The organism is Streptomyces sp. NPDC046335 (assembly GCF_055587985.1).
In genome coordinates this window covers 66,769-80,522 of sequence record NZ_JBVJFF010000014.1, presented here as the reverse complement: position 1 = coordinate 80,522, position 13,754 = coordinate 66,769, and the positions used below count along the sequence as shown (strand labels likewise).

12 protein-coding genes are annotated in these 13,754 nt (G+C 68.7%); 7 read left to right on the top strand and 5 right to left on the bottom strand.

Features of this window, described 5'->3' with window-relative positions:
• Positions 1 to 12: 12 nt before the first annotated feature.
• Genes ACZ6JY_RS31385 through ACZ6JY_RS31355 form a run of 7 tightly spaced genes read left to right on the top strand, consistent with a single transcriptional unit; the run spans position 13 to position 8,032 of the window.
• Entirely contained in the window at positions 13 to 1,209 is a 1,197-nt protein-coding gene (locus ACZ6JY_RS31385; protein ID WP_469201261.1) for a 50S ribosomal protein L11 methyltransferase, read from the top strand.
• A complete protein-coding gene (locus ACZ6JY_RS31380) occupies positions 1,206 to 2,561 on the top strand; it encodes a YcaO-like family protein (protein WP_469201259.1) in 1,356 nt (451 codons plus the stop codon). Before ACZ6JY_RS31385 ends, ACZ6JY_RS31380 begins: the two co-directional genes overlap by 4 nt.
• 11 nt (positions 2,562 to 2,572) lie before the next feature.
• Positions 2,573 to 3,286 (top strand): TfuA-like protein, encoded by a 714-nt coding sequence (locus tag ACZ6JY_RS31375; protein ID WP_469201257.1) that lies wholly within the window; start codon positions 2,573 to 2,575, stop codon positions 3,284 to 3,286.
• A complete protein-coding gene (locus ACZ6JY_RS31370; protein WP_469201255.1) occupies positions 3,219 to 4,145 on the top strand; it encodes a phytanoyl-CoA dioxygenase family protein in 927 nt (308 codons plus the stop codon). Before ACZ6JY_RS31375 ends, ACZ6JY_RS31370 begins: the two co-directional genes overlap by 68 nt.
• Positions 4,129 to 4,956, top strand: a complete 828-nt coding sequence (locus ACZ6JY_RS31365) for a C1 family peptidase (RefSeq protein ID WP_469201254.1) — start codon at positions 4,129 to 4,131, stop codon at positions 4,954 to 4,956. The genes ACZ6JY_RS31370 and ACZ6JY_RS31365 overlap by 17 nt, the downstream gene beginning before the upstream one ends.
• A 32-nt stretch (positions 4,957 to 4,988) precedes the next feature.
• Complete coding sequence (locus ACZ6JY_RS31360) at positions 4,989 to 5,882, top strand: hypothetical protein (RefSeq protein ID WP_469201252.1); 894 nt, start codon at positions 4,989 to 4,991, stop codon at positions 5,880 to 5,882.
• Positions 5,867 to 8,032: a B12-binding domain-containing radical SAM protein gene (locus ACZ6JY_RS31355; protein WP_469201250.1), complete on the top strand. Its 2,166-nt coding sequence runs from the start codon at positions 5,867 to 5,869 to the stop codon at positions 8,030 to 8,032. Before ACZ6JY_RS31360 ends, ACZ6JY_RS31355 begins: the two co-directional genes overlap by 16 nt.
• 217 nt (positions 8,033 to 8,249) lie before the next feature.
• Here ACZ6JY_RS31355 and ACZ6JY_RS31350 read toward each other — a convergent pair whose 3' ends face one another.
• From ACZ6JY_RS31350 to hisD, 5 genes are all read right to left on the bottom strand, one after another.
• Positions 8,250 to 9,248 (bottom strand): nuclear transport factor 2 family protein, encoded by a 999-nt coding sequence (locus tag ACZ6JY_RS31350; RefSeq protein WP_469201248.1) that lies wholly within the window; start codon positions 9,246 to 9,248, stop codon positions 8,250 to 8,252.
• An 88-nt stretch (positions 9,249 to 9,336) separates the two neighbouring features.
• Complete coding sequence (locus ACZ6JY_RS31345) at positions 9,337 to 10,704, bottom strand: MFS transporter (RefSeq protein WP_469201247.1); 1,368 nt, start codon at positions 10,702 to 10,704, stop codon at positions 9,337 to 9,339.
• A 159-nt stretch (positions 10,705 to 10,863) separates the two neighbouring features.
• Positions 10,864 to 11,640, bottom strand: coding sequence for an HpcH/HpaI aldolase family protein (locus ACZ6JY_RS31340; protein WP_469201246.1), 777 nt, complete (start codon positions 11,638 to 11,640; stop codon positions 10,864 to 10,866).
• Entirely contained in the window at positions 11,637 to 12,416 is a 780-nt protein-coding gene (locus ACZ6JY_RS31335; protein WP_469201244.1) for an SDR family NAD(P)-dependent oxidoreductase, read from the bottom strand. The genes ACZ6JY_RS31340 and ACZ6JY_RS31335 overlap by 4 nt, the downstream gene beginning before the upstream one ends.
• On the bottom strand, positions 12,413 to 13,723 hold the full coding sequence (gene hisD, locus ACZ6JY_RS31330; protein WP_469201242.1) for a histidinol dehydrogenase: 1,311 nt from the start codon (positions 13,721 to 13,723) through the stop codon (positions 12,413 to 12,415). The genes ACZ6JY_RS31335 and hisD overlap by 4 nt, the downstream gene beginning before the upstream one ends.
• Positions 13,724 to 13,754 lie beyond the last annotated feature (31 nt).

The window sequence follows — 13,754 nt, the reverse complement described above, 5'->3', positions numbered from 1 at the left end:
GGTGCCACAACCGTGCTTCGTCGCGTTCCCGAACTCCTCGTCGAAGTGGACAGCGCCCATCAGGTGCGCGTCCATCACGATCGGCGGATCTTCGAGTTCGGGCACCACGCGATGTCGCTGCTCGATGTGTTCTACGAACCCCGCACGTTGGCCGAGGGGGTCCAGCGGCTGCGGCCCAGGCTCACCGGGCACCGGGCCGTCGAGGAACTGATCGGCACGCTCACCGCGATGGTGAACGCGGGCGTCCTCACCGCGGAGGCCCCGGAGGGCTACACCGACCTGATGTTCCCCATCGGGGGATACGGCCTGGCCTACCTGAACATCGCCATCCTGGAGGACCCGCTGCGCAAGGGGCTCTTCGTCAAGGCGATCGAGGAGACCGTCACCCCCGACGACGTCGTCCTCGACCTCGGCACCGGCTCCGGGATCCTCGCGCTCGCCGCCGCACGCGCCGGCGCCCGGCACGTCTACGCCCTCGAACCCGCCCGCTCTGGCGACCTCGCCGCCAAGGTCATCGCGCACAACGGATACGCGGACAAGGTGACGATGATCCGCGGCTGGTCGACGACGACGGAACTGCCGGAACGGGCCACCGTGTTGACCACCGACATCGTCGGCAATGACTGCCTCGACATGGTGATCTGGGAGAACCTCCAGGATGCCCGCAGGCGGCTCCTGACGCCGGACGCCCGGCTCATCCCCGAGTCCTTCGAGAGCTATGTCTACCTCGCGTGCATGCCGGAGGACATGCGGGCGCGCCACCGCATCCTCCCCGAGCACATCGAGCGCTGGCAGGACAGGTTCGGAATGGACTTCTCCCCGATGCTGGACGAGGACAACAAGCGCGTCGCGGGTTTCTACGAGCGCCCGGAGAACGTGCAGCACTGGGAGCGGATGTCCGATCCCGTACCGCTGTACGACCTCGACCTGCACACTGACGTACGGAAGTTCGCGAACACCGTGACCGTGCCGGTGTCGCGCCCCGGGGTGGTGAACGCCGCCATCGTCTTCTTCAAGGGCCGGATCGGCCCCACCACCTATCTGTCCACCGCACCATGGGACGGCAGCGACCGGAGCCACTGGTACACCGCCGGATGGGCCTTCGCGCACGGGCGCACGGTGAAGCCGGGAGACGAACTGACACTGACCTACCACTACGAGGGCGACGGCCGGGCCAGCGTCGTGCTGGACGGGGAGGAGACGCGGTGAAGCTTCGTACGAACGCACCCAAGGCGAACGGCATCGGCGTCCACCGGGAGATCACCAGCTCCGAGACCTACGCCCGGGTCGCGCCGCACCTCCTGCGCGCCGGCATCACCCGGGTCGCCGACATCACAGGCCTCGACCGGATCGGGATACCCGTCTACAACGCCATCTCGCCGCGCTCCAACGACATCATCTCGGTCTACAACGGCAAAGGCCTGACCGCGATCGACGCCAAGACCTCAGCGGTGATGGAGGGCATCGAGCGGTTCTCGGCCTGGCTGCCGAGGCGTCCCGACGCGATCGCGTCGTACGACGAGCTGATCGCTCAGGGCAGGTCCGTGATGCACCCCGGCGAGTACGTCTTCGAGCTGGCCCCCTACTACGCCGACGACCTGCCGATCTCGTGGACCCTCGGGTACGACATGCTGAACGAGGAGGAGGTGCTCGTCCCGCAGGACGGCGCCTGCTATTCGCCGAAGTTCCACGAGGCACCCTGCTACAAGATCACTACCACGAACGGTCTGGCCTCGGGCAACACCCTCGAAGAAGCGATCTGCCACGCGCTGTGCGAGGTGATCGAGAGGGACGCGATCACCATCAGCGAGGTGCTCAGCAGTCAGCTCTGCCAGGTGCTGGAGAAGGGGCTGTCCTCGGTGCCCACGCAGTCGCGTGAGATCACCGGCTACCTGAGGGAGCTCAATCCGCACGTCTCCGTCGCCTCCCTGCCGGAGCGGGCCCAGTCACTCATCGCCAAGATCCATGCCGCACGTCTGGAGATGCGGGTCATCCAGCTCAACAGCGACCTCGGCATCCCCAGTTTCATGGCCGCCACGGCCGAGGACATGGGTCCCACGGTGTCGCAGGGGCACGGTGGGTTCGGCACCCACCCCGACGCCGAGGTGGCGATCATCCGCGCCATCACCGAATGCGTACAGGGCCGGGTGGTCGACATCCAGGCGATGCGGGAGGACATCTCCCTGCCGGGCACCGACGTGCCGAAGCACATGTACCACGTGCGCCGATCGTCGACCTTCGACAAGGGCGCCTGGATCTGGAATCCGATGGAGAAGGTGCTCGACGCCGCGGACCTCACCACGTACCGGCACGACGATGTGATGGACGATGTCCGGCTGATGCTGGACCGGTTGCGGCGGTCCGGGATCCAGCGGGCCATCGTGGTCGACTTCTCGCCGCCCCACATCCCCGTCAGCGTCGTGCGGGTGATCGTTCCCGGCCTGGAGTCGTGGGCGGTGGACCACTGCAAGCTGGGCGACCGCGCGCGGTCGGCCTGGAAGCGGGCCGTTCAGGACATCTCAGCACGGCACCAAGCCCTCGCCACGACGAACGCGGGATGAGGAGACCACTGATGAACGCTGTTGTGTATCTGGGGCCGAGCCTTCCCCGGGCCGCCGCCGCGGAGGAACTGGACGCGGAGTACCTGCCCCCGATCGCCCGGGGCGATCTGGCGGAACTGCTGAAGCGGCCGGAACTGCCGAAGGCCGTCGGCATCGTCGACGGCAAGTTCCTCTCGGCGCTGTGCGTCTCCCCGAAGGAGGTGCTCGAGATCGTCGACCGGGGCATAAAGGTCTTCGGCTCCTCCAGCATGGGCGCGCTGCGGGCGGCCGAATGCCACCACTGGGGCATGGTGGGCATCGGCAGGATCTTCGATGCCTACCGCACGGCGGAGCTGGACGCCGATGACGAGGTCGCCATCGCCTTCGACGAGGAGACCGGGGCACCCATCTCCGAGCCGATGGTCAACCTGCGCTTCGCCGTCGCCGCCGCGCTGGAGTCCGCCGTCGTGGGCCCGGAGACCGCCGAGGCGTTCCTGCGCGCGGCGACGAACCTCTACTTCCCCGAGCGGACCGCGCGGGCGGCCCTGCACGCGATCCGAGGTGCCGTGCCCGACGAGGAACACGCGGCCCTGACCCGCTACTTCGAGACCACCGCACCCGACACCAAGGCCGATGACGCCCGGCTGCTCCTGCGCGCCATGCGGGAGTACCTGACGGGTGACCGGCAGCAGACCGTCGAGCGAGCCGTGGGGGTGCACCGTGGCGGAGTCGGCATGCCCGCTTAGTCCGGAACAGATCGGCCTCTTTCACCGGCAGGGCCATCTGATGCCCGTCGACGTGCTGACGCCCTCCGAGGTCGCGCAGGCCGTGACCGCCTACCGGACCTACCGCACGGTGACCAGCCGGGCGGGTGGCCTGTTGAAGCGCCGGTGGAACTACCCCAAGATCCACTTGGTCGCGCGCTGGGCGGACGAACTCGTCCACCACCCACGCCTTCTGGACCTCGCCTCCAGTCTCCTCGGGCCGGATCTCCTGGTCTGGTCGACCAACCTGTTCGTACGCGAGGGACACAGCGGCAGCCGACTGGCCTGGCACCAGGACGCCCCGTACTTCGGCTGGGAGGGGGCCGAGGGCAACGCGGTGCGCATCTGGCTCGCGCTGACGAGGACCAGCCGGGACAACGGCACGATGCTGTACTGCAGCCGGTCGCACAAGGCCGGCCTCCTCCGGCACGACTTCACCGACCGCACACTCGCCGGCCTCATGCGGGGCGAGCGGGCGGACTACGACATACACGAGGACGACGTGGTCGCGGTGGAGATCGAGGCGGGCCAGGCCTCGCTCCACCAACCGACGACGGTGCACAGCAGCGGCCCGAGCACTGTGGCCGAGGAGCGGATCTGCTTCGCGGTGGACTACCTGGCTCCGCCGGTCCGCCCGACGCACGGCCCCGACAGCGCGCTGCTCGTCCGGGGCGAGGACCGATACCGCCACTTCCTGCCGGAGCGACGTCCGGAAGCGGACTTCGCGCCGGACGCCCTCCGCGCCTTCCGGCAGGCGGTTCTCATGCGCGACCAGCGGTTGGCCGCGGTCATGCGAGGGATCCACGACGAACGGGAGGCCGAGCGTGTCAGCGGCGGCTGAGCGGCTGGGCGACCTGGACCACCACCCCGCTACGTTCCACTGGCGGGGCACCGGCATCACACCACCATGGCCCCAGGAGCGGGACGACCCCGCCGGCCGTGTGGCTCTGGACGAGTGGTTCCCACCGGTGATCAACCAGGGAACGGTGCCGTTGTGCACCTCGGCGGTGGTCACAGCGCTCGCCGCCTACTTCGCCCGGCGGGCCCGGCAGGCGGACATCGAGCCCTCGATCCTGTTCAACTACCGGATGGCACGCCGCCTGATGGGGCAACCTGATCGGCGCGGCGCGCACATCGACTCCAGCATCGCCGCCTGGCAGCAGTTCGGACTGCCGGACGAGGCGTCATGGCCGTGGACCGCCGCGACCGTGGACACCGACCCGGAGGTCGGCCTCCGACCGGTAGCGCACTGCACTGCGGACGTGGTCTCCTGGCGGATCCGCAAGGAGGAGATCACACCTGAGCGGTACCTCGGCACGCTGCGTGCCGCGTTGCGTGCGGGGCTCCCGGTAGCGTGCGAATTCCCCTTGTACGCCTCGCAGTTCTCCTCCTTCGGGACCGGTGACCTCCCGTTGCCCGGGAAGGGGGAGCGCTCATGGGGCATGCACATCACCCTGCTGGTGGGCTTCGACGACACCGAACGCCATTTCCGGGTCCGCAACAGCTGGGGTGAGGAGTGGGGCGAGCGGGGTTACGGCGCACTGCCCTATGCCTACGTCGAACGGAGACTGACGGGGGACAGTTGGCTGGTCGTCGAGCGGGACTGGATCGTGTCGACCGATTCGACCGAGGACAACATGGATGGTGCGTAAAAGGCCGTTATCCGCGCGTCGGTGGGGAACGTATGGGATCTGATCAACAGCGGTTAGAGGCATCGGCCGACTCCGGGCCGAACAGAATGGTGCGCGCCCTCAAGTGGGTGGCGTGCACCCTGATCGCCGTCCAACTGACCTTGGCAGCGTCCGGAGTGCTCGATCTGGGTGACGCCGTGCTCATCGCGATCGGGGGCGAGATCCTGACCGGAGTCGCGGCGCTGGCCCTTGCCGCGACCGCCCGGGTGGTCTACCGGCGACTGCGTCGCAGCGGTGTGTCCCGGTGGGACGCGTTCCTCGAGGCGGCAGGCACGGTCATGCCTCGTCCCATGCTCATGCTGATCCGCCATGAACTGGGCGGAGTCATATCGATCGCCCTGCTGGTGCGCGGCCGCAAGGACGTCCCGGCGGACGCCACCGTGATCCGCTACGGGGCGAACCAGAAGGTGTTCCTGCTGCTGATGATGTTCCTGGGGCCGGTGGAGATCTTCCTCGCCGAGCTGCTGGTGCCCTGGTCATGGCTGCGTACCGTGCTGCTCATCCTCGGGATCTACGGCGTCCTGTGGCTGTTCGGCGTCTACGCGGGCGTGCACACCCGCCCCCACTACATCGATGACAAGCACCTGGTGATCCGCACCGGCCACCTGGCGGCGGTCTCCGTCGACGTCGGAGCCGTGCAATCCGTACGGCGCGAGACTCACGACTCCTACCAGGGGGAGAAGGCCAAGGGGATGGTTTCCGTCAAGGACGGCGTCGTGACCGTGCCGGGAATGAGCGGCACCATGCTGGCGGTGGCCCTGGAGCCGGCGACTCCGGTCCGGGTGCAGGGCCGTGGCACGGTGCCCGCCCACACGCTCCGGTTCGACGCGGACGAGCTGGAAACGTCCATCCGCACCATCAGGGAGAACATATGCGCCCGGCCCTGATCTACCCACCGCTGACCGATCCGACCTGCGGATACCACTCGCTGTGCTACTTGGACTCCTACGCCCGGGCGCGCGGACAGGCCGTGGCAGCGGTCATCGACGCCAACATCGAGGCGTTCCACCACTCATACACCGACCTGCCCCCCGACTGGATTGCCCAACAGGTGTCGGCCGCCTCCGTGTTCGACGACCGGATGTCACCCACGGCGGCTGCCGCGATGCGGCTGCGTGCCGGGCAGATGTCACCCGAGCAGACCGCCGAGGCCGTCCGGGTGCTTCAGGATCCCGAGCGGTTCTACGACTACTCCCAGTACCAGCACGCGGTGGAGACCATCACCGGCTGGATGAACATCATGGGCGCGGCAGGGTTGCCCGGGCAGTTCCACAACGGATTCGAATTCCAGCCCTACGACAGGTTCAACGTCTCCTCGGTCCGGGATCTCACGGACGAGGCGTTGCTCGCCCGGCTGGGCAACCCGTTCACGCCCTACTACTCCGACGTCCTGGTGCCGCGTCTGATCGCGGACCGCCACGATGTCATCGGCATCAACATCACTTTTGTCTCCCAACTGCCGTACGCACTGTGGCTGGCACGGCTCATCCGCCGGGCACTGCCAGACGTGTTCCTGATGGCGGGCGGCACCGAAGTCGCAGACGTCAACAAGTACGCAGTGGACAAGAGCAGCGTGTTCCAGGTCTTCGACGTGTTCGACGCGCTCGTCGTGGGTGAGGGCGAGAGCGCGTACGTGGAGATCCTCGACTCCCTTGACGAGGACCGCCTGCCGAGCGGCCACCCCAACATCCGCCTGCACCCAAAGCACGGGGGCAGCAGAGCACTGCCGGTGTTCAGCTACGAACAGCTCGCCGATCTGCCGACTCCGGACTACTCGACGCTGCCGTGGGACAAATACCTGAGCCCCGAGCCGTTCGTGTACTACTCACCCACCCGAGGCTGTTACTGGAACAAGTGCACGTTCTGCGACTACGGCCTCAACGGGGACAGTCCGACCAGCCCGTGGCGGCAGGACCCGGTCGACAAGATGGTCGCCGATGTCGTGGAGATATCCAAGTTCGCCAAGTTCATCTATTTCTCGGTGGACGTACTGGCACCGGCGACCATTCTGAAGTTCGCGGAGCGGGTGATCGAGTCGGGCGTGGACTTCCGTTGGGGAGCGGAGATCCGCCTGGAGAAGTACTGGTCGACCGAGCGGTGCCGCATCTTGCGGCGTAGTGGGTGCGTTTCGGTCTCGGTCGGCTTTGAGTCCGCCAACCAGCGCATCCTCGATCTGATCAACAAGGGCACCACGCTCGCCCAGGTGTCGCAGACCATCGACGCCATGACACAGGCGGGAATCGGTGTGCAGATGATGGGGTTCACCGGCTTCCCCACGGAGACCGTGGACGAGGCCATGGAGTCGGTCAACTTTCTGCGTGAGCACCGCGACAAATGGACTTTCGGCGGCCTGGGCACGTTCATGCTCACCGCCGGAGCCATCGTGGCCAAGCGGCCCGAAGAGTTCGGGCTGCGTGACGTGATGCCGTACCCCGATCACGACATCGCTCGGGCGTTGGACTACGACGAGGTCGACGGCGGGTTGAGCGAACACGAGCTGACCGCGGTGGAGGAGGCCAAGGCGACCCTGACGGGCAACGACCTCGGGCGACCGTGGGTGGGCGGCACCGATTGCGCACACACGTACTTCTACCAGGATCGGTACGGCGAGGACATCATGAAGGTCGTGGGCCCGCCCCAGCCGGATCGCGAAACGCGCTACGTCATCAACGGCACGGTGATCCGCCGTCCGGACCGCGAGGTGGTGCAGCAGTACACGTTCTACTACTGGACCGGCCGCGGCGACTCCGACCAGCCGGGCCGATTCGCCTTCCGGCGGGTCGACGGTCGGCTGTACTTCATCCCGGACGGCCTGATGGCCCTGCTCCAACTGTTCACCGTGCCGCGTGCTCTGCCGGAAGCGGAGCTCGCTGTCCCCGCCATGCCGGCCTCCGTCGCCCAGCAGGTCTGGGACTTCCTCGTCAGCCGTCGGATGGTCCGCGCCGCACCGGCGAGGGAAAGCGGCGCGGCCGAGCGCGCTCTCGTCGGAGGACAGGAGGATGTGCAGGCGGAAGGGGCATCCGAAGGGGGGCCTTGACCCAATGCCGGGTGCGCGAGTCGGCGCCCACCCGTGTCAAGGACCGGCGGACGGATGCCCTGCATGACGGAAGCCCCGGCCGCTCGGACCAGACGCCGTCACCAGTGCCGCCGACCCGGCCTGGCGCGAAGCCCGTGACGCTGGTCCCGGCCTGCCGGAAGGACCTTTCCGAGATCCCCGACCATCCTGGCTGGCCCAGCAGGTACCTGGCAGATCCCTAGTAGATATTGGCCGCCACGTCCGCGCCGTCCTCCCGCCCCGCGTTGATCTGCGCGCGCAGCGCGATCTCGTCGTACACGCGGACCTCCTTCACTATGCGGCCGTCCTGGATCAGGAACTGGGAGACACCGAGCACCGTGACCGGCTTGCCGGTGAGCGGGCCGAAGGCGGGGGTGCCGCGGTACGTGCCGTGCATGGTCCAGGTCACGGCCACGCGCAGACCCGCGTAGCGCTCCGCGTAGTGGGTTTGGATGTCCCGTACGGCGAAGCGCGCGTCGGGGAAGGGGCCGACCATCTCCAGCAGATCGGCCTGGTAGCGCTCCGGACGGATGACGGTGCGGTCGCCGATGGTGTGCAGGAAGAGGTCGCGCGCCATGAAGTCGTTGACCTTGTTGAGTTCGCGCCGTGACCAGACCCGGTCGATGAACTCGAGGACCATCTCGCACTCGGGACGGAAGTCGTCGGGGCGCGGCCCGCTGACACCTTCCAGGAGCACGTCCTTCGGCGGCTCTTCGGTCATCGACCCGGTGTAGCCCTGGAACTGGCGGCCGCGCGCGGCCTCGTCCGGGTCGATGCCGAGCTGAAGGCAGTCCGCGAGGTCGTCGCGCACCACCCACTCCTCGACCATGCGGCCGCGCCGGTAGAGGCAGTTGGCCACCGTGCGCTTGCGGACGCGGACGTTGCGGCCGTCCACGAGGTGCTCGTCGGCGGAGAAGACCAGGTGTGAGCTGAGGAAGGCGTCGTCCCCGCGGGCCTCCCACACCACGTCCTCGGCCTGGCCGATGTGTCCCGGTACGGTGGCCATCCGCATCGTGCTGCCCTCGATGACGCCGTCGCGGCCGACGACCGTACCGAGACTGGCGTGGACGATCGAGTCGGGCTCGTAGTTGTCGACGATGTGGGCGATGTCGCGCTCGACCCAGATGCGGTCGGTCACCTCGCGGATGAACTCGTCCGGGTCGTTGTAGGGCTCGTACGCGACGGGGTCCAGGGCCATGGTGTTATTTCCGTTCCAGTGTGGTGTGAATGCGTATGCAGGGTGAATGAATTGGTGGTGGGCAGGGCAAGGGCGCGGACCCACGGGGTCAGGCGGGCTGTGGTGGGTCCTGGCGGGCGAACTTGTCCGCGCCCAGCTGGCTCCGGTACGTCTCGGTCATGAAGGCGGTGACGACGACGAGGGCCAGGACGGCTCCGACGGCCAGGTAGGCCCACACGGCGTAGATCGTGCCGAAGGTGTTGACCAGCAGCGTCGCGACGAACGGGGTGATCCCCATGAAGATGGAGAACGAGCTGTTGTACGCGATGGCGCTGGCGCTGAACCGGGTGCGGGTGGAGAAGAGTTCGGCCGCGCAGACCGTGATGATGCCGGTGAGGAAGAACTCCGGTATGAGGTAGATGAGCTGGCTGGCGACGGCGGCGCCGAAGGTGCCCGCCTCGCCGACCCAGAAGGCGAGCGGGACCAGGACGATGCAGGCCACGGCGCCCGTGATGAGCATCGGCTTGCGCCCGATGCGGTCAGAGAGCATGCCGGCCAGCGGCAGCAGCGGGATGAGGACGGCGATCGAGATGGCGTTGGAGGCCAGGCCCATCCAGCGGGGCAGGCCGAGCGTGTCCGTCAGGTACTGCGGATAGAACGTGACCCAGGTGTAGGACAGGATCGCGCACATGATGGAGATGCCGCAGTAGACCAGGATGGGGCGCCACTGCGAGCGAAGGGCCTCGCGCACCGGCGACTTGACGACGTCGGCGCCGTCACCGGTGGCCCGCACGAACTCCGGGCTCTCCGAGATGCGGCTGCGCATCCACAGGCCGATGAGGCTGAGCGGGATCGCCAGCAGGAACGGCATGCGCCAGCCCCACGAGTCCATCGCGGGCCCCTCGAACACCCAGCTGGTCAGCGCGGCGACGCCGGCGCCGGCGAGCGTGCCGACGAAGCAGCTGTTGGAGGCGTACGAGGCGTAGTAGGCGCGTCGGTCGGGCTCGGCCCACTCGACGATGAACGCCACCGCCCCGACGTACTCGCCGCCGGAGACGACACCCTGGACCACACGGAGCATCAGGAGCAGGAGCGGCGCCAGAATGCCGACCTGGTGGTACGTGGGCAGGACCGCGACGAGGGCGGTGGACGCGCCCATGGCCACCAGGGTCCACAGCAGCGTCTTCCTGCGGCCCACCCGGTCGCCCCAGCGACCCAGGATGGTCCCGCCGAGCGGACGGAACAGGCAGGCGATCGCGATGATCGCGTACGTCCCGAGCACCGCGACGGTCTTGTCGCTCTCGGGGAAGAACGCCGGGGCCATGATGGGTGCCATGTAGCCGTACAGGCCGTAGTCGAACTGCTCGACGAAGTTACCGATGCTGCCCGCGCCGATGGCGCGGCGAATCGCGCTCCGCTTCTCTGCCGCTTCCGGGGTGGACGCGGGGGCTGTGCGGGGTGGCGCTGCAGAGGACATGGCTGCTCCGATCGCGCGTTGAATGGGGAATGCATACGTATGAACTAGGCGTGAACATTAGAGTTCCCGGGGAGGGGCGTCAAGAGATGGAGCCGGGGTGGACGGAGACGTTCCGCAGGTGGGGCGGAGCGCCTCCGGCGCCACACAAGTGGAGGCCCTTCAGCGGGTCTCCGCGGGCCCCGTGGGCCGGGCGAGGGCGCCCATGGTGTCCATCAGCACCTGCGCCATGTTGAAGACGATCAGCCGGGCCCCGGTCTCCTCTGCGGCCTGCGCCGCCGCGAGGTGGGGGACGATCGTCATCACCGTACGGCCGTTCTCGGCGGTGGCCCGGTGTGCCTGCTCGACCAGGTCGTCGACGACCGCCGGCGCCGGGAAGCCGCAGTCCGCCGCGAGGTCGGCGGGACCGACCAGGACCGCGTCCACGCCCTCGGTGCCGGCGATCTCGTCGGCCGCGGCGCACGCACGCCGCGTCTCGATCATCGCGATGACCAGCGTCTCGCGGGAGGCCGCCACATGCTCGGCCGCGGTGACCGTACCGAATCGCCCCGACCGGCTGTACGTGGCGAAGCCTCGCTCGCCCCATGGCGGATAGTGGCTCGCGGCCACGGCCCGCCGGGCGTCCTCGGCGCCGTCCACGTGCGGGTGGATGAGTCCGGCCGCGCCCAGGTCCAGGCAGCGCAGCGCCAGCATGGGCTCGGCGGTTCCCACCCGTACCAGGACGTCGATGCCGTGGGCCTCGGCCGCCATGATGTGCTGCTGGAGCAGCGCCGTGTCCGCGGGCCCGTGCTCGCAGTCGATGGCGACGTAGTCAAGACCGGCGACGCCCGCCATCTCCAGCAGGGTCTCCGAGGGCAGCCGCAGCATCACGCCGCGCAGCGACTCACCGGCCGCCAGGCGTTGTTTGAGGCTGCGCCGCGGGGTGCGCGGGACGGTCATCGGGCCACCATCCCCGCCGACAGGTCGATATCGGCGCCGCACATGCCACGCATCCGCAGCATCGCGCTCACCGCCTCGCCGACCTCCTCCTCGGTCACCATCCGCCCGAGCGCGGCACGTGAGACGAAGGACTCCTCGGCCTCGGCGTAGCTGCTGCCCGTGCGCTCGGCCTCCAGGCGGAAGTTTCGCTCCATGCGCGGCCCCGAAACCGGCCCGGGGGACAGCGAGTTGACCGTGACGCCCCGCGGCCCCACCTCGCCCGCCAGCGTGGTCGTCAGGCCGATGACCGCCATCTTCGACGCGCAGTAGGGGGTGCGCCGCAGCAGTGGCCGCTTGCCCGACACCGAGGCGACATTGATGACATCACCGGAGCCACGGCGGGTCATCGCGGGAAGGAAGGCCCGGCACATCAGGAAGACGCCGCGCACGTTGATGTCGAAGACCTCGTCCCACTCTCCGGGCGAGATGTCGGTCAGTGAAGCCACCGGGCCCGCGATGCCCGCGTTGTTGACCAGGATCGATATCTCGTCGTCCGCAAGGGCCGAGGCGAGTGCGTCGACGTCATCGGGGCGGGAGACGTCACAGACGTGGGGGGTGACGCCGGGGCCGAGCTCGTCGGCGGTGCGCTTCAGGGTGCCCCCGTCGCGACCCGTGATCACCACGCGGGCGCCGTCGGCCAGCAGCGAGCGGGTGATGGCCCGGCCCAGGCCGCTGCCGCCCCCGGTCACGAGGGCCGTCCGCCCCGCGAGGGGCGTCATGGTGCGGTCGGCCGTCATGCGCCGGCCTCCTCGTTCCACTCCAGCGTCTTGTCGCCGTACTTCGCGGCACGGACGTCACCGGAGCGCGCGTGCCCCTCGAAGAGCTCGACGCGGGCGGCGCGCCCGCACACCTCACCGAGCAACGCCGACGAAGCGGTGTCGGTGACCTCCTGGTAGGTCACCGTCTTGAGGTACTTGCCGACCCACAGACCACCCGTGTAGCGCGCCGCGCCACGGGTGGGAAGGACGTGGTTCGTGCCGATGACCTTGTCGCCGTAGCTGACACAGGTGCCCTCGCCGAGGAACAGGGCGCCGTAGTCGCGCATCTTGTCCAGCGCCTGGCGCGGGTTCTCGGTGAGTACCTCGACATGCTCACTGGCGTACGAGTCGGCGATCTCGAAGGCCTCGTCGAGGGTGTCGGCCACGACGATCTCGCCGTGGTCGCGCCAGGCCGGCTCGGCGAAGTCCTTGGTCGGCATGCCGGGCAGCAGCCGCTCGATGTGCCGCTCCACCTCGAGCGCAAGCTCCTCGGACGTGGTGACGAGGACGGCGGGGGAGTCCGGACCGTGCTCGGCCTGGGACAGCAGGTCGACGGCGACCACGAAGGGGTCCGCGTGCTCGTCCGCGATCACCAGGATCTCCGTGGGCCCGGCGAACAGGTCGATGCCCACCTCACCGAACAGCTGACGCTTGGCCTCGGCCACATACGCGTTGCCGGGGCCCGCCAGCATCGGCACGCTGCCGATCGTCTCGGTCCCCACGGCCATCGCCGCGACGGCCTGGACGCCGCCCAGCAGGTAGATCTCGTCGGCGCCCGCCAGGTGCATCGCCGCGACCGTCGCGGCCGGGATCTCGCCCCGGATGGGCGGGGTGCAGGCGACGACCCGGCGCACGCCCGCGACCTTGGCGGTCACGATCGTCATATGGGCCGAGGCGGTCAGCGGGTAGCGGCCGCCGGGCACATACGCGCCTGCGGCGGAGACGGGGACGTGCCGGTGGCCGAGCCGGACGCCTGGCAGCGTCTCGATCTCGACGTCGAGCAGCGCGTCGCGCTGCGCCTGGGCGAAGGTGCGCACCTGCTCCTGGACGAACCGGATGTCGTCCAGAACCTGCTGCGGGACACCGGCGACAATGCGCTCGATCTCCTCGGGCGACAGGCGGAACGACTCGGGGCCCCAGTTGTCGAACTTCTCTGAGTACTGGCGCACCGCCTCGTCGCCGCGCTCACGGATGTCGTCGAGGATGGCGCGCACCCGGTCGGCGACGTCCGCGCGGGCGGCGCTCACTTGGGCGGCGGAGACGGAGGACTTGAGGAATCGGGGCATGACGGCTCTCTTCGGTTCGCTTCGTTGGATA